The following is a 20,795-nucleotide window of genomic DNA, read 5'->3' as shown; positions in this document are numbered from 1 at the left end:
CCCCGCCAAGCTACCAGAGGGACAGGCAAGGGATTTTAGTCGTGTCGCAGCGATCAGAGTATTTTCTCGCAATATCAGTCACTTCCTCAAGCAACCGATCACTCAGCGTGATTGGCTCCAGTCCCATCTCCAGAAATTTGTGATTGGCCACCATCAAATCGTTTTCTGCAGCTTCCTTGCGCGGATTTTCCAGATAAGCAATTTCAACATTCGCCATATTGGCGACCATCTCAGCTAGATCACGAACCCGGTGAACCTCTGTCATCTGGTTGAGGATCTTTACACGATCTCCACGCTCTGGTGGATTTTCGACAGCGAGCTGAACGCAGCGGACAGTGTCCTGAATATGGATGAAGGCCCGCTTCTGGCCGCCTGTGCCGTGTACGGTCAGCGGATATCCAATTGCGCCTTGCATGAGGAAGCGGTTGAGTACGGTGCCATAGTCGCCGTCATAATCAAAACGATTGATGAGCCGCTCGTCCAGTGAGGTCTGCTCGGTCTGTGTGCCCCAGACGATACCCTGATGCAGATCGGTTATCCGCAATCCATAATTCTTGGCATAGAACTGGAAGAACAGCTGATCCTGCGACTTGGTCATGTGGTAGATGGAACCGGGGTTTGTGGGATAAAGGATTTCCTGCTCGCGCATATCTCCGTTCACATCCAGATGAACCCGCAAGTATCCCTCGGGGATTTCGCAGCCCACCGTGCTGTATCCATAAACCCCCATAGTACCGAGATGCACAAGGTGAGTATCCAGCTCCGCTTCAACAATTGCAGAGAGCACATCATTGGTCGCGTTGAGATTGTTTGAAACCGTGTAGCGCCGATGCCAGGAAGATTTCATGGAGTAGGGCGCTGCCCGCTGCTCTGCAAAGTGGATGATTGCATCCGGCTTCTCGTGCTTCAACAACTGCAACAGGCGGTCATAATCTGTGCCAAGCGTTATATTGGCAAAACGAATGGTGTTGCCCGTCAGCTCTTCCCATGTTGCCAGCCGTTCGCTGATCGGCTCAATGGGAGTGAGAGAGGAAACCTCAAGCTCTACGTCGATCTTGCGGTGAGAGAGATTATCGACAATGACGGTATCGTGGCCAAGGCTGGAGAACAACAGACTCGTGGGCCAGCCGCAAAAGCCGTCGCCGCCCAGTACCATAACTTTACCCACGAAATCGCCCTTCCCGCCGACTCACCCATGTCTGGATGAGGTAGCATCCGATTGGTACAGACTGATGACCTCGCCTTCTGCGGATGGCGAAAATCCTGCATGATTAGCCCACGTTCTTTCAAGTGGTCACAATGCGCAGTCCAAACACACGCTAGATAAGCACGTGTGCGGGTTGGCTTCATCTCCCTAAAATCAAGGGCAAAGATCGCTCAATATGCAGGCAGCAACGCTGTAACCTGAACTGTACCGCGTACGTCATGTTTATAACTTGGAGAATTTTCGTTTGAATTTGCGCAAATGTTTTGGGGTCGTCGAAACGTAATTTTGAGAGGAGTTGGTGAGATGTAACCCCTGTGAAGTTTCACGGGAACGTAACGGTCACTGGGAGTTTGCCGCAAGGTCTCGCAGACAAGAGGCGCTTTTCTTGCCAGCTGGAATTGAGAGATCTGGACAATATAATTACATTTTCTCAGCAATACCGGCCTGTACTTCCGCAAAAAACACGCTCTAATATACCACATATTTCAAGAGATTTGTTTTGGGAGAGGGACACCAATGAGAGTAAAACTAATTTCAATGCTGGGCGCGGCTGCGCTTTCCTTGTCATGCGCCACCGCAATGGCTGCAGATACAATTCGCGTTACTTTACAGCTGCCTGAAAGCCATAGCCTTGGCCAGAACTGGAATGCCTTCAAGGAAATCATTGAGGAGAAATCGGGGGGAGACCTGAGTCTTCAGCTGTTCCCGTCCGCTCAGCTGTTTAAGGACAAAGAGGTGCCTGAAGCTGTTGGTTCCGGCGCTATTGAAGCTGGCTCAGCGTTTCTTGGTCGTTTTGCTGGCTCCGTTCCTGCCGTTGAGATTGTCAACTTGCCGTTCTTCTTCCGTGATGAAGATCACCTGAGAGCTGCTGCTGCCAACGGCTCGCCGATGCGTGAGATTCTTGACAAAGCCGTACTGGAAGAAACCGGTGCCCGCGTTTTGTGGTGGCAGGCTTATGGCCGTAACATCTACCTCAACAACGGTGATCCGATCAGAACCCCTGAAGACATCAAAGGCGAAAAGGTTCGAACCTACGGCAAAGTCCTTGGTTGGACTGTCGAGGCCCTCGGCGGTGCACCAACTCTGATGTCTGGTTCCAAGCAGTTCCTCGCTTATCAGCAGGGTGCAGTTGATGTGGGCATGACCGGCACTTCTGGCGTAACCAGCCGCAAGCTCTATGAAGTTATGGAGAACATGACCCTCTCCTATGATTTCGCCATTGAGTTTGTTGCCGTGATCAACAACGAGTTCTTTGAGAGCCTTTCAGCTGAAAACCAGCAGATCATTTTGGATGCAGCGGCAGTTGTCGAAAAACAACTGCGTGATCAGGTGTATTCCGGTGAAGATGCTTTGGTTGAAAGCGTCAAGGACAAGATCAACGTGATCCGCTTGAGCGATGAAGAACGCGCCAAATGGGTGGAAGCAACAGCGTCTGTTCAGGACCGTTTTGTTGAAGCGGCTGGCCCTGTTGGTCAGCAAGCCATTGATGCTGCAAAAGGTATGTAAGATTTACGGGCAGGTTTGCCTGCCCAGGTCTTCAACTTGATTTGGAAAGGGAGCCATGCGGCTCCTTTTCTGCCCATCCTGTTTTAGGATCCCCTTTATTTTGAGGGAGCCGACTGCACATAATGTTCACTCCAAACAGTGCGTGTCTGCTCTCCGGCAAATCCATTTGGTGCTCAGCCGTGATTAAGCTCATAGATCATATTTCCGAATTCACCGGCAAGTTGGCTGCCTGGATGTTTTTCGCAATTGGTTTTTTCATCTGTTATGAAGTTGTCTCCCGGTACGTCTTCAACAGCCCGACTGTGTGGGTGGATGAAGTCTCGCGTATCGGTCAGATCTGGGGGGCTTACCTTGCCGCAGCCTTTGCGCTCAAGCACCGCGAAATGATCGTTATCGATGTGGCCTTTCGGCGCCCAGATACGGTGTTGCGTAAGGTGGTTGAGACCTTCTCCATTCTGGTGATCCTGATCTTCTGCATAACCGCGGTTTGGTACGGCTACGGCCTTTGGCTCAAGTCCACTTTGCGCGGTCACACCACAGATACTTATCTGGCTCTGCCCAAGTGGTTTACGCATGCCTCAGTCTGGGTTGGCTTCGCTTTGTTGGGCCTGCAATCCATTGCCGAGGCTGTAAAGATTTGGCGTGATGGGGTGCCTGCTGATGACACCTTGCAACATGAGATCTAGGGGCTACACATGACTGCGTTTCTCATTCTCGCAGCCCTGCTGCTGCTTCTTGTTCTCCGTGTTCCTGTTGCATTTGCGCTTGGCTCGCTCGGAGTTTTCCTGCTCTGGTATTTCCCGCTGCCACTGAATGCCGTCCCCCAGCGCCTTTATGGCTCCATGGACAGTTTTGAACTGCTGGCAGTGCCCATGTTCCTGCTCATGTCCAACGTGCTGCTGAAAGGCGGGGTTGGCAAAGACTTGTTTGCAGCTGTGCAAAGCTGGGTCGGTCACTGGCCGGGTGGACTTGGTGTCGCAACTATTCTGTCTTGCGGCCTGTTTTCTGCCGTTTCAGGCTCTTCCGTGGCGACTGCTGCAACCATCGCGACGGTGGCGATCCCCGAGATGACCTCGCGGGGATACGAGCGCCCGTTTGTGCTGGGTATGTTGGCGGCTGGTGGAACGCTGGGTATCCTCATTCCGCCGTCTATCCCACTGATCCTTTACGGCATTGTAACCGAAAGCTCGATCCCGAAGCTGTTCCTTGCAGGTATTGGGCCCGGCCTTTTCCTAGCTAGCGTGTTCATCATCTACGGCATGCTCTACTCGCGCTTTAACAGCAATTACGAGCGCATTGAGAAAGCGAGCTGGGCAGAACGCAGACGTGCGACCTTCATGGCTCTGCCGACCGTGCTGCTGGCTGGATCCATCATCGGGTCCATCTACATGGGCATCGCCACACCTTCGGAGAGTGCTGGCATTGGCTTTGTCATGGCGCTTCTCATCACATTCGTCATGGGGCGGATGAACTGGGAGAAGATGAAGGAAGCCACCTATAAATCCATGAAGACCACCACCATGGTCTTCCTCATCATTGCGGGGGCAAAGGTCTTCTCCTACGCCATCACTCTTTATCGTTTGCCGCAGGATATCTCCACACTGCTCACCACCAACATCTCTGAGCCGGGCCTGTTTATTCTCGCCGTTGGTCTGGTGTTGCTGATCGTTGGCTTCTTTCTGGAATCTCTCAGCATGTTGCTGATCATGGTGCCAGTCCTGTTTCCTGCGCTAGTGGGAATGTCCATTGATCCGATCTGGTTTGGCATCTTTTTCGTGGTGCTCATCGAGACTGCGCTGATTACACCACCCGTGGGAATGAACCTCTTTATTATTCAAGCTGTTGGCGGGGCGAAATTGTCAGAGGTCGCCAAAGGTGCGTGGCCGTTTGCACTCATGATGCTGGCAACTGCCGCCCTGCTTTACTTTTGGCAAGGGCTTGCCCTGTATATCCCTTATAACACATAGAAGATGGGCACATAAAAATGTCAAAAGCTCAGGTGCTTAAAGATCTGTTCGAAAGCGGCAAACTGAATGTAACGCCTTGTTGCTGGGATGCCCTCTCCGCTCGCCTGATTGAGCAAGCCGGTTTCCCCCTCGCCTTCATGAGTGGGTTTGGTGTTTCCGCGGCTCGTCTCGGACAACCGGATGCGGGCCTTATCTCCTATGCTGAAATGGTTGATCAGGCCCGTAACATTGCCGGTGCGACCGACATTCCCGTGATTGGGGATGGTGATACAGGTTATGGAAACGCTCTCAACGTCAAACGCACTGTCAAGGGCTATGCCAATGCAGGCATGGCTTGTGTGATGATTGAAGATCAGTTGGCGCCCAAACGCTGCGGTCACACGAAAGGCAAACACGTGGTGGATCGTGAGGAAGCCTTCATGCGCATTCGTGCCGCTGTCGATGCGAAGAACGAAGGTGCAGATATTCTGGTGCTTGCCCGCACAGATGCCCGCGCCGAGCATGGCCTGGATGAAGCCATAGAGCGCGCCAAAACCTTCCGGGAAATCGGTGCTGACATGACCTTTGTGGAAGCGCCGCGGACCGTTGAAGAAATGAAACGCTACTGTGATGAAGTTGAAGGTCCTAAAATGGCAAACATGCTGGAGGGCGGACTAACACCATTCCTTCAACCAGTTGAGCTTCAGGAGCTTGGTTTCGCCATCTCAACCTATCCGTTTACCGGCCTGATGGGTATGATCAAAGCGCAGCAGGAGGCCTTGGATAAGATGAAGCGAGACATCTTCTCTGACCCTGCCATGACCTTTGAAGACCTGCAAAAGGCTGTCGGCTTCGATGCGTATTATGAGGCTGAAGAGCGATATCGGCATTGAATATTTATTTGGAACGGTATGCGTCAGTGACAGCAACCTAACTTTGCAATGCACTGCGAATAATTAACTAAACTAATGAATTGAGCAAAGATGGAAATATGAGTGATTGCTTTGCAGTTATGCATGATCTTAGAATTATTAAAATATATCAATAACCTATGGAATATGACAACGCATTAAAACACAGCAAGAACTCGCGGATTTATTAGTCTGACATTTTCCATTCAAATTGCACCATCAAGTTTGTGAAATTTATTTTCTCAACAAAGTGGTGGTGCTTAAAATGTCAGAGAGTGTTCGGATATTCATTGGTTATGATTCCAATGAAACGATTGCCTATCATGTGCTTGTTCAAAGCGTAATTGAGAACTCATCCCTCCCACTTTCCATCACGCCCATTGCTCTGAATAACGTACGCAGTATCTTCAAGCGTGAGAAGCATCCTCTTCAATCCACCGAGTTCTCATTCAGCCGCTTTCTGGCGCCGTATTTGTCCAATTATGAAGGCTGGTCGATCTTTATGGATTGCGACATGATCGTGCGAAAAGATATTGCAGAGCTTTGGAACATGCGTGATGACGACTATGCCGTGATGTGCTGCAAGCATGATTACACGCCAGTGAGTGATACGAAGTTCCTCAATAACGTCCAGTCCAAATATGAGAAGAAGAACTGGTCGAGTGTTATGATGTTCAATAATGCCAAGTGCAAAGCTCTCACACCAGAATATGTAAACACTCGGTCAGGCCTCGAACTGCACCAGTTCAAATGGCTTGGAGATGACAAGCAGATAGGTTCTCTGCCGCTTGTCTGGAACCATCTGGTCGAGGATTATCCATACAACCCAGAGGCTGCCCTTGTTCACTACACCTATGGTGGCCCTTATTTCGAAGAGTATCTGGACTGTGATTACGCCGAGGACTGGCAGCAATACAAACGCAGCACTCTTCATGCAACACAGCGAGCTAAAGCAGAGCCTGAGCTGGCATAGGCTGGCGGTTCACTGATACTCCAAAACGTCCTCGCAGGTGAGCAACGCTTGCAGGGACGTTTCGATTTCTTTTGAGAACTGCCATAGGGGAAAGAGAGAGCCCAGCTCTTCCTACTCAGGCACCTTCTCCCCATCTCGCAATGTCAGCACTTCAAAGCCGTCGTTTGTCACCAATACGGTGTGTTCCCATTGGGCTGAGGGTTTGCGGTCGAGGGTTTCTACGGTCCAGCCGTCTTCTTTGGTAACGGTGAGGTCGGTACCTGCATTGACCATGGGCTCGATGGTGAAGGTCATGCCCTCTTTCAGCACAACGCCAGTGCCGCGTTTGCCAAAGTGCATCACGGAAGGGCCTTCGTGCATGTCGCGGCCAATGCCGTGGCCGCAGTAATCACGCACGATTGAGTAGCCGGCCTTTTCTGCCAGTTGTTGGATGGCAGCACCCACATCGCCCAGTCTTGCGCCGGGGCGGACTTCCTTGATGCCGGCCCACATGGCCTTGTAAGTGGTCTTGACCAGCTTTTGTGTTTTACGGGAGGCGCCGGGCATCACAAAGGTGGTGCTGGAATCTGCAATGAAGCCATCCTTCTCCAATGTAATATCTACATTGATGATATCTGAGGCTGTCAGCTTGCGTGCCTTGTCAGGTATGCCATGGCAAACAACTTCGTTGATGGAGGAGTTGAGCGCGAACTTATAGCCGTATTGGCCTTTGCTGGCTGGGCGGGCTTGCAGTTCGTTGACGATGTAATCTTCTACCCGGTCATTGATCTCAAGCGTAGAGATACCAGGCTTCACGACGTCTTCCAGCATTTTGAAGACTTGCGCGAGAAGTTTGCCGGACTGGCGCATCAGGGCGATTTCATCGGCGTTTTTGATGATGATCGCGCTCATGTCTCGATCACCTCTGGGGGAGCGACCTTGCAAGCTTTGAGCTGTTGTTGAACCAGTTCTGTGTAGCTCAGTGTCGGGTTCAGCTCTGCCAGCATACCCATTTTGATCCAGAATTCTGCTTGCGCGTTGATGGAGCGAGACATGACCGTGCTCGCTTTTCTGATTTCCTCATGCAGGTCATCAGAGATTTTTACAATGCCCATGGAAATGGTCCTTTATATGATTGATATACATATCGTATACGAATCGCATAAAGGCAAGAGGTGAGTTGCAGTGGGTGCAGCAGATCAGAAAGACTGTTTTGCTCTATTCCTTCAGGTCGTAGGTGAAGGGGTGAAGACGGTAGTTTTGCTGGTACTGGCGTTTATGATCGTTGAGCGTATTTAAAAAGGTCCTCCAATCCAGATCAGGCTCTCCGGTCATGTCGCTCAGCCTGGTAAAGCTCTCGAACACGCTGTTGTGGTACTCTTCTAGATTGGCAGGGTTCTTTTGCAGGACACAGCCACCATTGGCGATTTCCCTGTTGATCTCATTGGCAGACGGTAGATCCAATTCTCCGCTTAAGATCTTTGCGCAATAAATGCTTTGCAGATGAATGTTGGCGAAGTGGACGGTGAACCGCGGCAGACCTAGGAAAATAAGGGTCGGGTCTGGTGGGTAAAACATGTTCAGATACAGCGGTCCCATGGAGCACCCGCTCAGTTCAATGTCATCCAGTGAACCTTTCAGGAAGGGGAAATTGTAGATGTATCCTGTACAAAGAATGATATCATCCACGTTGTGCAGGACTTCCCCGTTTTGCAGGTAGACTTTACGTCCTTCAATGCGTTCTGGCCGTGCATGCTGGCTTATATTGAGCCCCTCCCCGTAAAGCCCGTCGCGCACATAGCATTTGTGACCGTTTGGCGGGAACGTACCACAGATATACACCTGCTCGGCATGTGGGCTCAGGTCCAGCGATATGTCCTCTGAGGAAACGCAGGCTCCAATCAAAACAACGCGCTTGCCTTCATAAAGGTTCGGCAGGCGGTAAGACTGCGAATGAGTGACTGGTCCTTCAAAACTTTCCAGTCCTTCGATCTTGGGAATGTTGGGGTAGCTGTCCTTACCGGTTGCGACAATCACATGCGTGAAGATCTTTTCGGTGCCTTCAGTGCTCACACGCCAACCATCACCGGCCTTGGCAACGTGCTTGACCGGAGTGTTGAACTCGATGAGCGGCTGGATACCTGCTTCTCTGGCGGTTGCGTCAATGTAATCCAGCACATCCACGCGGCCCGGAAACAATTGCAAGTCTTCCGGCAGCTTGTAATCGCTGATTTGCATGGCGCGTTTGGGCAGGTTGGCCCAAAGCTTGGGGTACATTGCGGAATAGACGCTCTGGCTTTGCGGATCGCGTACATCAACGGGCTCGTCCGTGAGAACCTCATAGGCCCACTGTCCACCCAGACAGTTGCGTGCTTCAAATATAGTTGGAATTATGCCGCGACGCTTGAGCTCAATCGCAGCAGTGAGCCCGGTTGGGCCAGCCCCGATAATGGCGATGTTAGGAGCCATGAAACCCTCAGCCTTATTATGGTTGCAGCTACTATGGGCCTTGCGGGTTAATTGCCCGTTCGCGTGTTTGTTAGGATGCGAGATGAGTGCGCGGCTCTAAAATGCAAAAGGGAGAGCTGGTGCCCTCCCTTTTTTCGTTGATCTCAGATCCGGTGTGGTTACATGGCTCCAACGAGCCACAAAGAGAACCACGGGAACGCGATCAGCAGCGCGAGGCGTACAAGGTCGGATACCCAGAATGGGAACACGCCCTTGAAGATCGTGGAAAGTTTGACATCCTGGAGGACGTTGCGCAGCACGAAAACATTGAGCCCGACCGGTGGCGAGATCAGACTTATCTCGGTAACAACCACCACAATCACAGCAAACCAGATGAGCACGGCTTCCGGATCGTTCAGTACTTCTGTGCCAAAGTCCAACTCCAGAATGAGCGGGTAGAACACAGGCACGGTCAGCAGGATCATGGAGAGGCTCTCCAGCACACAACCAAGTACGATGTAGATGAGCACGATGCCGAGGATCACCATGTAGGCGTTGACTTCAAGCTCAAGCACCCATTCTGCCAGCGTGTCCGGCAGGCCAGCAAAGTTCACGAAGTTGGAAAACACTTCCGCGCCAATAATGATCATGAAGATCATGGCCGTGGTGCGGGCACTCTCCAGCATGGCTTGGTAGAGATTTCGAATGGTCATGCCACCCATCAGCAGCGCGATCAGGAACGCCGTTCCAGCGCCGATACCAGCAGCTTCGGTGGGGGTGAAGAGCCCGCCATAGATGCCAACCATGATTACTGCAAACAGGCCGAGCACAGCAAAGACACCGAGCTTTTCTTTGCGGGTGAATGGCTCAACACCTTCTGCTTTGGGCGCGAGAGACGGGTTGATCAAAGTGGCGACGTAGATGGCACCGATGTAAAGTAGAAGCCCCAGAATACCCGGAATGACACCAGCGACGAACAATTTGCCGATGTCGGACTCCGTCAGCAAGCCGTAGATGATCATCACAACAGATGGCGGAATGAGGATGCCAAGCGTACCGCCAGCGGCTATGGAACCAGAGGCCAGACTGTCTGCATAACCGTATTTGCGCATGGACGGCATGGCCACTTTGGACATGGTGGCCGCTGTCGCCAGAGACGATCCGCAAACAGCTGAGAACCCACCGCACGCCACAACTGATGCCATGGCAAGGCCTCCGCGCGCGCCGCCCAACAGGCGGTTTGCAGCAGCATAAAGGCCGTGGCTGACACCGGAGATGGTGAGCAGGTTGCCCATGAGGATGAACAGCGGAACAACGGAGAGCGAATAAGACAGGCTGGTTTCAAAACCCACGCTGCTGACAACAGACCATGTGGCAGACCAACCGCGCAGCCACGCAAAACCAGCCGCCCCGATAAAGATCATAGCGAAGGCGATTGGCACACGCAGGAAAATGAGGACGAGCAGAGCTGCAAAGCCGACAAGGGATTCGAACATGACTTTAAAAACCTCTGCGGAATGCTTTTTTGAAGAATACGAATGTGTAACCGGCGCTCAGCAGCGCAGAGACAGCAGCGATCCAGGCAAGGGGTGCCAATGGGATGTCCAAAGCATTGGTGACGGCTCCATCTTCCATGAGGCGTTCTGCGTGTGCAGCCAGCCGCCAGGAGAGGATCAGGAGCGTGACAGTGGAAACAGACCAGGCAATGCCCTTCATCAGAGACTGCATGACCGGCGGAACCATGCCGTAGATCATGTCCACTTCAACATGTTCTTTACGAGAGGTTGTCAGCGGCAAAGCTGTAAAAACCAGAGCGCCAAGCATCAGCTGGGTGATCTCAAAAGCACCGCGAACAGGAGCGTTGAACCAGTAACGGCCAACAACATCAACGACTGTAAGGCCAGTCAGACCCGCGAGGAGTAACGCGCAACATATTCCAAGGCCAAGCTCAATGAGGTTGGCGAGGGAGCGCACCCGCGATGCGCCCCCTGAAGAGTTGTTAGACCCGATCACTTTTCTACGCCTGTAGATTTACGGAATTTTTTGAGAGCAGCAGTGCCGTCAAAGCCATCTTCTGCAACAGCCTTTGCCCATTCGGATTCGTAGGCAGCAGCTTTTTCCTTGATGGCCGCAACCATTTCAGGAGAGGCATCATAAATTTCGATGCCAGCTTTGTTGATCCGCTCGATTGCTTTCTCATCCGCACCGTTCCATGCCTTGCCAACACGCTCAGCAAAAGCATCGCCGGAGATTGCCATGATGGCAGCCTGATCTTCAGCAGAAATACCGTCCCACTTGCCTTCGTTCATGACGAGGAACCATGTGGTGTTGTAGATGCCACCTGGAACGCGCATGGAGTATTTAACGTGGTCCAGCAGTTTGAACGCGGTCAACGCTTCATAAGTGAAAGTCACACCGTCGATGATGCCGCGAGACAGGGTCTCATAGACTTCGCCGGATGGCATGAACAGCGGAGACGCGCCAAGATCGCTTGCCAGATCAGCAATGTAACCGCCCGGTACACGGATCTTCAGGCCTTCGATGTCTGCTGGAGTGTTCAGCTTGCGCACGTTGTTATGGAACACGCCCGGACCGTGAACGAAGAGACCAAGAACCTTGGTACCTTTGTGCTCAGCCTGTGCATCCAGATCGTTTGCGTAAACATCCCAAAATGCTTTGGAGCCGGAAACAGCGTCATCTCCTAGGAAGGAGAACTGGCCGATGCGGGAGCGCTGGAAACGGTTGTCTTTGGTGAAGGAATGCAGACCGTAGGTGATGTCGACAACACCATCCGCAGCCATGTCAAAGTGCGCAGGTGGTGCGCCAGCAGATTTCGCCAGAACGCGCACAGAAACGCGGCCATCGGTAACCTTCTTAACTTCCTTTGCCCAGGGCTTGATTGCGTTGACCACAATCGGGTGGCGTGGTGGCAGCCAGCTGGAAAGAACCAGCTTGGTTTCTGCGTAAGCAGCGGTTGCAAATGCAGTCGGCGCCAACATGGCAGCTGTTGCCATGCCAAGCAGCGTGCGGCGGGCAACTTTCGTCTTCAAGAATTCCATGGCTCCCTCCCTAAAGATACCAATAAAATCATTTTGTTGGGTGAAGAACGGGAACCTCCCAGTCCCCATTCTTCAGGCAGTCCTAATCCTAGGCTTTGCCGAGTTCTTTTGCGTGCAGCCAGTCAGCGTGTTTTGGCGCTTTCTTGGTGCGGCTCCACTCTTCCAGCATGTCCCACTTCACCGCATCGAGACGCTTGAGTTTCTCTTCTTCTGCAGGATCCGGACATGCCAGCTCGACGCGGTGTCCGTTTGGATCGAAGAAGTAAATGGAGTGGAAGATAGAGTGATCTGTCACGCCCAGCACATCAATGCCGTTGCCTTCAAGGTGTTCTTTAAACTCGATCAGAGTTTCACGGTCCTTCACTTTGAAGGCAATGTGCTGCACCCAGATTGGTGTGTTCTCGTCACGGCCCATTTCTGACTTGGTTGGCAGTTCAAAGAATGCCAGCACGTTGCCGTTGCCTGCATCAAGGAACAGATGCATGTACGGATCAGGCTCGTGTGTGGAAGGAACCTTGTCCTCTGCAATGGCCAGTACGAAGTCCATGTTGAGGTTTTTGGTGTACCACTCAACGGTCTCTTTTGCGTCTTTACAACGGTAGGCAACGTGGTGAATTTGCTCAATTTTCATAAGACTCTAACCGAGGCGATTAAGCCTCGCCTCCTCCCTGTATTCTGGCCTGTGTTTTGGAAGCCAGGTCCATTGCTTCACGAAGAACACTTGCATCCCCGATGTGGTTAGCAAGAATGAGAACCAGCTTGGCGTTGAGCGCTTCGCTTTCCTCTTCAGATCGTCCTTCATGCAGAACCAGAAGATCGTGATAAAACTCGTCCGGTTTGGCGATGTTTGCTTTTGTATTCAGATGGCTCATTGTGCGGCCTCCTGCTCAAAAATACCGATAGCGCGGTTCAGGGCCTGTGCGACGTTGGCACCGTCATAGATTTCCCAACGGGCAGCAACGTGCTGGTCCGGGCGCATCAGATAAACAGCGGAAGACTTGTCTCCCAGATAACGATCAGCAATTTCATCCGTCGCGTTGACACGCAGCGCTGAAACGGTCACGCCGCCAACGTCGACAGTGTCCGGCACATCCGTGTTGATTGCCAGCAACTGGAATTTGTTGCCCAACTGGTCCAGCAACCAACCATCAGCAGTTGGCGCATCCGCTGCCGGAGAGCCCGGACGGGAGCGCACTGGCATACCAGCGCAGTCATTGCTGTTGAGCGAAGATCCGTCATAGGTAGCTGGAACGGACAGGCGACCGGAGTTTACCAGCGGGCGTGCAAATTCAGCAGCCTCGGAGAGGTCCAGCACAGCATTGCGGAACACACGGCTGATCGCAGATTTCGGCGTGATGAAGTCAGTGGAGCGGGAAGAGTTCAAAATATTCTCTTCAGCAGCAAACACACGCTCTTCATCATAGGTGTCCAGCAGGCTCATCGGAGCCGTACCGTCCATCACCAGCTTCAGCTTCCAGATCAGGTTGTCTGTGTCCTGCAGACCGGAGTTCGCACCACGGGCACCAAACGGAGACACCTGATGAGCGCTGTCACCAGCAAAGATCACACGGCCTTTGCGGAACTGTTCCATACGGCGGCACTGGAAGGTGTAGATGGAAACCCACTCAAGCTCGAAGTTCACATCCTCGCCTAGCATGGCTTTCAGGCGTGGAATGACGTTTTCCGGCTTCTTCTCTTCTTCCTTGTCGACATCCCAGCCAAGCTGGAGATCGATGCGCCACACATTGTCTGGCTGCTTGTGAAGAAGAGCGGACTGACCACGGTTGAATGGCGGATCGAACCAGAACCAGCGCTCTGTCGGGAAGTTCGCTTCCATAACCACGTCAGCAATCAGGAAGTTGTCTTCAAAGATGCGGCCTACAAAATCCAGACCCATCATGGCACGGATTGGAGAGGCAGCCCCGTCACAGGCGATCACCCAGTCGGCTTCAATGCAGTAGTTGCCTTCCGGTGTTTCCAGCTCAACAGTTGCAAAGTCATTGCCCTGATCAACGGAGACAACCTTGTTGTTGCCGCGGATCTCGATAGGCTTGCCCTGGGCCTGAAGTTCTTTAACCCGGTCAACCAGATATTCTTCAAAGTAATACTGTTGTAGGTTGATGAAAGCCGGACGTTTGTGACCGTCTTCCGGCAACAGGTCAAACTGATAGACCTGACGCTCGTCAAAGAAGACCTTGCCCACGTTCCACTGAACGCCTTTGTCGACAAACTGGTCACCGCATCCGATGCGATCGAGGATTTCCAGCGGGCGCTTTGCATAACAAACCGCGCGAGAGCCCCAGCTCACCTTGTCGTTGTCATCAACAACAACAACTTCAACATCCTGCATAGCCAGTTCAATTGCTGCGGCCAGACCAATCGGGCCTGCTCCCACCACAACAACCTTATGGCGCACTGCCTTTTCCGCATCCTGATCCGGCGACCGGACATATGGATAAAGCGGAACTTCGAAAATCTTTTTTTTCGTCATACGCTGCCTCCCAGCAAGTGTGATGCCTCAGCCAGCATCCGGCAAAACATCAATCAACTTTGGAGTGCCGGTTGGAACTTGGGGTCCATCCGGCGCCCTGACGCATATGGGGTGGCTTTCGCCTGCGGTATTGAAGGTGGAAGGGGCCAGCAAAATTGGTGTTCAGGATAAACACTGCCAAAATGCTGAGAGAGACAAGAACTCAAGGTGTTGCCGTGAGCCAGTATTTTCTATTTCTTGGACGCATTCGCTCTGTTGCGAGTGACCCAAATTCTGTAGTTTCCTGTCGTCTCTCTTTAGGTCTTCCACCTCGAATTTGCTTGAGCTTTGCGGTCTTTATCCCTTGAAGGGGAAAAGGTGGTGAGGAGGATCTTGGACATCCTCACCTCGGCTCATTCATATTAACCTTGCAACGCTGCCCACATTTCCTGATCGCGTTCAGCGGTCCAGATGCGTGGGGTGTCGATGCCGCGAGCCTCATCAAAAGCGCGTGCGACATTGAATGGCAGACAATGCTCGTAGATTGCGTAGTCAGCGAATTTCGGATCGCATTCAGCGCGCACTGCGTCCCATGCTTCTTTCAGTGTGCCGCCTCGTACTGCCACGCGGGCGGCTGGTTTATAGGTGCTCTCAACAAAGTCGCGCGTGTTTTCAATGGCTTTGTTGACCATGTCCTGACCCACAAGCGCATCACCGCGACCCGGTGCAATTGCGTCTGGATTGTAGGCTTTGATTGCGTCGAGCGTGTTGCCCCAGTCCTTGAAGTGACCGTCGCCGCAGTAACAAGCAGAGTGGTACTCAACAATGTCACCAGTGAACATCACGCCTTCATCGGGAACCCATGCAACAATGTCGCCTGCAGTGTGGGCACGGCCCAGATGCATCAGCTCAACCTTGCGGCTGCCCATGTTGATGGTCATGCGGTCTTTGAAGGTCATGGTTGGCCATGTGAGGCCCGGAATGGAGTCTGCTGCATCAAACAGGCGTGGGAAGCGACCGAACTCGGAGTCCCAGTCTTCCTGACCGCGCTCATAGATCATGCCCTCACACTTTTCAGAGGCAATGATTTCTGAAGCGCCGTAACCGGACGCACCCAGCACGCGCACAGCGTGGTAGTGAGACAAAGTCACGTATTTGATCGGCTTGTCAGTCACTTCGCGGATTTTATCAACCACGAGCTGAGCCATGACAGGGGTTGCCTGCGCATCAACCACCATGACGCTGTCATCACCAATGATAACGCCGGTGTTTGGGTCACCTTCAGCGGTGAACGCGTACAGATCGCGTCCAACTTCGGTGAAGGAGATCTTTTTGGCTTCCATGTCGCCACTGGATGCAAATGCTTTAGCCATCGTCACTATCCTAATTAAGCTTTGAAATCTGGAGCTGGCAGAATTTTACCGGTGCATTCGCCGAAGCCAATGCGGAAGCCATCGCCCTGCGCCCAGCCTGTCAGCGTCAGGGTGTCACCATCCTCGATGAACGTGCGGCTTTCACCGCTGTCCAGAGTGATTGGTTCTTTGCCACCCCATGTGAGTTCCATCAGGGAGCCAAACTCGGATTTTTCTGCACCGGAAATGGTGCCAGAGCCGAGCAAGTCGCCCGTGTTCATTTTACAGCCGCCAATGGCATGGTGTGTCAGCTGCTGTGCCGCAGAGTAGTACATGCGGTTGTAGTTGGTGTGGCAGAGCAGTGTCGCTTTATCAGCGCCTTCCGGCTGCATGTAGGCCTGTAGCTCGATGTCGTAGATCATCGGACCCGGCTCATTGAGGTAAGGCAGAAGTTCCTTTTCACGCTCCGGTGTGCTGGTGCGGAAGGATTCCAGCGCTGCCTTCGTTACAACCCATGGGCTGATGGAGGTTGCGAATGCTTTTGCCTGAAACGGACCAAGCGGCTGGTATTCCCAGCCCTGAATGTCACGGGCGGACCAGTCGTTGAGCAGCACGTAACCGAAGATCATGTCATCGGCTTCCTGCACGGTGATCGGCTGACCCATGGTGCTTGGCGTCCCAACAACAGCGCCCATTTCCAGCTCAATGTCGAGGCGCGCACAGGCTTTGAAAGATGGGATCTGAGCGGTTGGCGCTTTGGTCTGGCCCAATGGGCGCTTGATATCTGTACCGGATACAATGACCGTTGAGGCGCGGCCATTGTATCCGATTGGGATATGCAACCAGTTTGGTGGTAGTGCATTCTCAGCGCCGCGCAAGATGGTGCCAATGTTCATGGCATGCTGCTTGCCGGCGTAAAAGTCGGTGTATTCGGAAACTGCAAAGGGCAGATACATCTGCGCCGCGCTCATAGGCACCAGCGCTTTTGCTTTCAGCGTATCGTTGCCGGAAAGCGCGTCATTGCCGCCTTTAGCAAACAGGGAAGTCAGCTGCTCACGAACGCTGTCCCAGGATGTTTTGCCAAGGCCCATGAAGTCATTCAGAGTTGGCTTATCGAAAACGGTGGTGGTGCCGCCCGCCTTGAGCAGACCGGCAGATTCCAGCACAGCCATGTCAACAACCATGTCACCGATCGCAACACCACATCGTGGCTCTTCTCCGTTTTTGGCAAACACACCGTAGGGAAGATTTTGGATTGGGAAATGGCAGTGCGGTGCGTTCGCACTCTCGATCCAACTCGTCATAACACATCCTTGGCAATTGAAGATCACAGCAAAGTCCTCCCAGACTCAGGCAATCTGTAATTTATCTAATCTCAGAATAGTTTCACTTGTAACTTTGTCAATAACATTTTCCGCCAAAACAAATTCCCTAAGCGTAAGAAAGCGGGCTAAAATGCTGAAAAATGGCTAAAAATAGCTGATTATTCTACTTTTGGATATATATCAGAGGCGCTGATCAAGCTCTTGACATATAGTTGCAATTGATACTATCAGGATAATTGTGCAAGTATGAGTGCGCAATAGTTTCATTTTAAACCAACGAGACATGAACATGGTGACTGCGAATAACACGATGGACAAGGAAGACTTCCAGCTTGGGTCGTTCTTTCCCTATAAGGTCCGTGTTTTTGGCACTGCCGTTAGTACTGCTGTCTCAAGTGTTTACCGGGAACGGTACGGCCTCAGCGTCTCTGAGTGGCGCACCATGGCAATTCTGGGTCGCAATCAGGCGCTGTCCGCTTCTGAGATTGTCGAGCGCTCCAGTATGGACAAGGTGAATGTCAGCCGCGCTGTGCAGGCCCTTCGTAAGAAAGAGTTCCTGCGCCGCGACATTGACGGAGAAGACCGCCGCAAGTCCGTCCTGCGCCTGACCGAAAAAGGCCTTGCCGTTTTCAACGATGTTATTCCGTTGGTCCGGGATGTGGAAGCAGCACTGACTGGGAACCTTTCCGCTGAAGAACAGGCGGTTCTTCTGACATTGATGGAAAAGGTTCAGAAAAACGCAGAGGGACTTATTGGGGAAATAAGTGCCGAGGCTGCCGACGGGACCTAAAGCGTATCTCCCAAAAGTCGGGAACCGACTCTCGGGGAAGGATACGCGTAAGATCATGAATTGAGCTCTGGGAGGGGGCGCCAATACGATGAGCAACATAAAATTATATGATTACTGGCGTTCTTCCGCGAGCTACCGGGTCCGCATCGCACTGAACCTGAAAGGGCTCTCCTACGATATGGTCACGGTCAATCTGCTCAAAGGCGAGCAGAAGACCGATGAAAACCTGAGCCGCAATCCGCAAGGCTTTGTGCCGTCGCTGGATCTGGACGGCGATATGCTGACCCAGTCGCTCGCCATCATCGAATATCTGGATGAGCTGCACCCATCCCCTGCCCTGTTGCCATCCACCGCCCGCGAACGGGCCCGCGTCCGCGCGCTGTCTCATGCAATCGCGATGGATATTCATCCGGTTTGTAATCTGGGTGTCGTTCAGCGCATCGTAGAGCTGGCTGGCGGAGACGATCAGATCAAAATTGACTGGATGCGTGAGTTCATCGCCAAAGGCCTCGATGCATTTGAGCAGATGCTGGCAGATAGGCAGAGCGGTAAATTCTGTCATGGGGATCAGGTGGGACTGGCTGATATCTGCCTTGTGCCGCAGGTTTACAATGCGGATCGCTGGGGCGTGGACCGCTCTCACCTCACTCGCATCAATGCTATTTTCGAGCAAACAGAGCAGATTGAGGCCTTTCAAAAGGCAGCGCCAAAACAAAATGCGTGAGGGAAAATATCCCTCAGTTCAATGAATGAGCTTCATTTTTAACGCGGTGTTGGAAAAATATTCCTGCGCCGCGTTTTCGCGTTTGAAGAGCATCATTCCAGAATACATCAATAGTTTGGCTCCGAGATTGTTAGAATACCTCCAAGCTTCCTAGGAAGGATGGGCGCAAGTTTCTCTCAGTGAAACTGCAATTTTAGCAATATTTCACTTCTAAACTATCTCCCCGCATAGATTTGTTGTCATGAAAATTCTTCTTTACTGAGTTTTGCCTCTTGCCAACAGAGATATATCAGAGATAATACTGATATATCACCGGTGGCTAATGGAATTTTTGGGAGAGGCCACCACCTGCACGCCACCATGCATCATAAAATAATAAGCAGGTCCGGCGTGTATCAATTGAGGGGACTATCATGAAGACTTTGTTGATTGCCGCGCTTGCAGGCGTGTCGATGCTCGCCATCAATTCGGCTCAGGCCGTGGAACGTGGTGGCACGCTCACCTTTGCCCGCTATGATGATTCCAATCTGGTTGATCCAGTCTATGCAGACCGGAACCCGGATATCTGGATGGTCACAAACCTCTATGATACCCTGCTCCGCACCAAGGCAGATGGCAAAACCATCGTTCCAGGCCTCGCATCCGGTTATGAGGTTTCCGCAGATGGTAAAACCATCTCCATCACCCTACGCGACGGCATCAAGTTTTCCGATGGTTCCGCGATTACTGCGGCAGACGTGAAATTCTCTTTGGAGCGCGCCACCAATCCTGATTTCGGTCCATGGTCCGGTCTTCTGGGCTCTGTTGAAAGTATCACTGAGACCGACAATGGCGTGACGCTCGCCATGAAGAACCCTGATCCGACCATCATCTCAATTCTGGCGACCTTCAACACCGCGATCGTGTCCAAGGCCGCGTTTGACGCTGCGCCAGGGGCAAACGATCAGGAAAAGGCAACTGCCCTTTTCGCTCCGGGTACGCCTGTTTCCGGCCCGTTTACGCTGAAAGACCGTAGCCGCGGCAGTACCATGACGTTCTCTGCCAACCCGCATTACTGGCGTCAGGGCGAAGACGGCAAACCACTACCGTATCTGGATGAGGTCAGCTTCGTCGTGATTCCGGATGATGCAACCCGTATCCTGAAACTGCAGGCAGGTGAAGTGAACGGTGCTGAGTTTGTTCCATTCTCTCGCGTGGCTGAGCTGAAGGCAGACCCTGCGATCAACATGGAGCTGTATCCATCCACCCGCATCATCTACAGCCCGATCAATTCTCGTGAGACCCGCGCAGATGGCTCTCCAAACCCGATGGCAACCAAAGAGGCGCGTCAGGCGCTGAACTATGCCATCAACAAAGATGCGCTGGTTCAGTTGATTACGCATGGCACTGGCAAGTCGATGACATCCCCACTGATGGCATCGACAACCCAGCTGGCACATGATGGTGGCCCGCTTTACCCTTATGATGTTGCCAAGGCGAAAGAACTGGCTGCTGCATCAGGTCTTGAAGGGGCTGAAATCACGCTGACCACACTTGCAGGCTCTTCTGATGACGCAACTCTGTTTGCTGCCATCCAGCAGATGTGGGGCGCCATTGGCGTCAACGTGAAAGTGGAGCAGGTTGATAACCCGACCCGCGGCGCGAAGAACCGCTCCGGCGAGTTCGACATTCACACCTATGGCTGGGTGAATGATGTGAATGATCCGGCACAGGTTGCAGGTTGGCTGGGCTATTACCCAACCCGTAAAGCTGTTGGGACTGGTTGGAACAATGCGGAGTTCAACTCCCTGTTTGAGGCCTCCAACACCGAGATCGATCCGGAAAAACGCAGTGAGCAATATAAGCGCATGCAGGAAATCTATGCAGATGCGGCCCCGCTTCTGTTCCTCTATGAAACGCCATTTGCTGTTGCACTGTCGGCCAACGTGAACGGTTATCTCCAGACACCGTTGGGGAACAATGAGTTCTCCTCGGCGTGGATTGCAAAATAACTCCTCCTCTGAGTGCACCCGGCCTGCATCAACAGGCAAGCCGGGTGTGAAGTAAACGGAGCGGGTGGTCTGATCAGAAAACGGCAGGACCAGACCGTCTGCCCTATGCAATCC

20 protein-coding genes are annotated in these 20,795 nt (G+C 52.5%); 8 read left to right on the top strand and 12 right to left on the bottom strand.

What is annotated here, in order from left to right; genetic code table 11:
- Positions 1–10: 10 nt before the first annotated feature.
- Entirely contained in the window at positions 11–1,156 is a 1,146-nt protein-coding gene (locus PsW74_RS01050) for an NAD-dependent epimerase/dehydratase family protein (RefSeq protein WP_063287576.1), read from the bottom strand.
- Between the two features lie 567 nt (positions 1,157–1,723).
- On the opposite strand from PsW74_RS01050, the gene dctP reads away from it, so the two are divergent.
- From dctP to PsW74_RS01025, 5 genes are all read left to right on the top strand, one after another.
- The gene (gene dctP, locus PsW74_RS01045) at positions 1,724–2,713 is read left to right on the top strand and encodes a TRAP transporter substrate-binding protein DctP (protein ID WP_063287577.1); all 990 of its coding nucleotides are present in this window, start codon (positions 1,724–1,726) and stop codon (positions 2,711–2,713) included.
- 179 nt (positions 2,714–2,892) lie between these two features.
- Complete coding sequence (locus tag PsW74_RS01040; protein WP_063287724.1) at positions 2,893–3,399, top strand: TRAP transporter small permease; 507 nt, start codon at positions 2,893–2,895, stop codon at positions 3,397–3,399.
- 9 nt (positions 3,400–3,408) lie between these two features.
- A complete protein-coding gene (locus PsW74_RS01035; RefSeq protein ID WP_063287578.1) occupies positions 3,409–4,680 on the top strand; it encodes a TRAP transporter large permease subunit in 1,272 nt (423 codons plus the stop codon).
- 17 nt (positions 4,681–4,697) lie between these two features.
- Positions 4,698–5,552, top strand: a complete 855-nt coding sequence (locus PsW74_RS01030) for an isocitrate lyase/PEP mutase family protein (RefSeq protein WP_063287579.1) — start codon at positions 4,698–4,700, stop codon at positions 5,550–5,552.
- Between the two features lie 283 nt (positions 5,553–5,835).
- A complete protein-coding gene (locus tag PsW74_RS01025) occupies positions 5,836–6,543 on the top strand; it encodes a glycosyltransferase (RefSeq protein ID WP_063287580.1) in 708 nt (235 codons plus the stop codon).
- 111 nt (positions 6,544–6,654) lie between these two features.
- Here the strand turns inward: PsW74_RS01025 and map are convergent, their stop codons facing one another.
- The 11 genes from map to fahA form a co-directional block, all read right to left on the bottom strand.
- Entirely contained in the window at positions 6,655–7,434 is a 780-nt protein-coding gene (gene map, locus PsW74_RS01020) for a type I methionyl aminopeptidase (protein ID WP_063287581.1), read from the bottom strand.
- The gene (locus tag PsW74_RS01015; protein ID WP_057461352.1) at positions 7,431–7,637 is read right to left on the bottom strand and encodes a ParD-like family protein; all 207 of its coding nucleotides are present in this window, start codon (positions 7,635–7,637) and stop codon (positions 7,431–7,433) included. The genes map and PsW74_RS01015 overlap by 4 nt, the downstream gene beginning before the upstream one ends.
- 103 nt (positions 7,638–7,740) lie before the next feature.
- Positions 7,741–8,991 (bottom strand): NAD(P)-binding domain-containing protein, encoded by a 1,251-nt coding sequence (locus PsW74_RS01010; protein ID WP_063287582.1) that lies wholly within the window; start codon positions 8,989–8,991, stop codon positions 7,741–7,743.
- Positions 8,992–9,149: 158 nt separating this feature from the next.
- Positions 9,150–10,466, bottom strand: coding sequence for a TRAP transporter large permease (locus tag PsW74_RS01005; protein ID WP_063287583.1), 1,317 nt, complete (start codon positions 10,464–10,466; stop codon positions 9,150–9,152).
- A gap of 4 nt (positions 10,467–10,470) precedes the next feature.
- A complete protein-coding gene (locus tag PsW74_RS01000) occupies positions 10,471–10,983 on the bottom strand; it encodes a TRAP transporter small permease (protein WP_208987775.1) in 513 nt (170 codons plus the stop codon).
- Positions 10,980–12,029: a TRAP transporter substrate-binding protein gene (locus tag PsW74_RS00995; RefSeq protein WP_063287584.1), complete on the bottom strand. Its 1,050-nt coding sequence runs from the start codon at positions 12,027–12,029 to the stop codon at positions 10,980–10,982. The genes PsW74_RS01000 and PsW74_RS00995 overlap by 4 nt, the downstream gene beginning before the upstream one ends.
- An 88-nt stretch (positions 12,030–12,117) precedes the next feature.
- On the bottom strand, positions 12,118–12,660 hold the full coding sequence (locus tag PsW74_RS00990) for a VOC family protein (RefSeq protein WP_063287585.1): 543 nt from the start codon (positions 12,658–12,660) through the stop codon (positions 12,118–12,120).
- Between the two features lie 19 nt (positions 12,661–12,679).
- The gene (locus tag PsW74_RS00985) at positions 12,680–12,901 is read right to left on the bottom strand and encodes a DUF2783 domain-containing protein (protein ID WP_063287586.1); all 222 of its coding nucleotides are present in this window, start codon (positions 12,899–12,901) and stop codon (positions 12,680–12,682) included.
- On the bottom strand, positions 12,898–14,520 hold the full coding sequence (locus tag PsW74_RS00980) for an FAD-dependent oxidoreductase (protein WP_063287587.1): 1,623 nt from the start codon (positions 14,518–14,520) through the stop codon (positions 12,898–12,900). The genes PsW74_RS00985 and PsW74_RS00980 overlap by 4 nt, the downstream gene beginning before the upstream one ends.
- 401 nt (positions 14,521–14,921) lie before the next feature.
- On the bottom strand, positions 14,922–15,872 hold the full coding sequence (locus tag PsW74_RS00975) for an MBL fold metallo-hydrolase (protein ID WP_057461345.1): 951 nt from the start codon (positions 15,870–15,872) through the stop codon (positions 14,922–14,924).
- A gap of 14 nt (positions 15,873–15,886) precedes the next feature.
- Entirely contained in the window at positions 15,887–17,155 is a 1,269-nt protein-coding gene (gene fahA / locus PsW74_RS00970; protein WP_063287588.1) for a fumarylacetoacetase, read from the bottom strand.
- 310 nt (positions 17,156–17,465) lie between these two features.
- Here fahA and PsW74_RS00965 point away from each other — a divergent pair, with 310 nt between their 5' ends.
- From PsW74_RS00965 to PsW74_RS00955, 3 genes are all read left to right on the top strand, one after another.
- Positions 17,466–17,966 carry a MarR family transcriptional regulator gene (locus PsW74_RS00965; protein ID WP_208987774.1) on the top strand — a complete coding sequence of 167 codons (501 nt, stop codon included), beginning with the start codon at positions 17,466–17,468 and terminating at the stop codon, positions 17,964–17,966.
- 88 nt (positions 17,967–18,054) lie between these two features.
- The gene (gene maiA / locus PsW74_RS00960; RefSeq protein WP_063287590.1) at positions 18,055–18,690 is read left to right on the top strand and encodes a maleylacetoacetate isomerase; all 636 of its coding nucleotides are present in this window, start codon (positions 18,055–18,057) and stop codon (positions 18,688–18,690) included.
- Positions 18,691–19,103: 413 nt separating this feature from the next.
- Complete coding sequence (locus tag PsW74_RS00955; RefSeq protein ID WP_063287591.1) at positions 19,104–20,681, top strand: ABC transporter substrate-binding protein; 1,578 nt, start codon at positions 19,104–19,106, stop codon at positions 20,679–20,681.
- Positions 20,682–20,795: the final 114 nt, after the last annotated feature.

This window comes from Pseudovibrio sp. W74 (assembly GCF_001623085.1).
Lineage (GTDB): Bacteria > Pseudomonadota > Alphaproteobacteria > Rhizobiales > Stappiaceae > Pseudovibrio.
The sequence above is the reverse complement of the archived record's forward strand: the minus strand, read 5'-3'. Positions and strand labels throughout refer to the sequence as shown.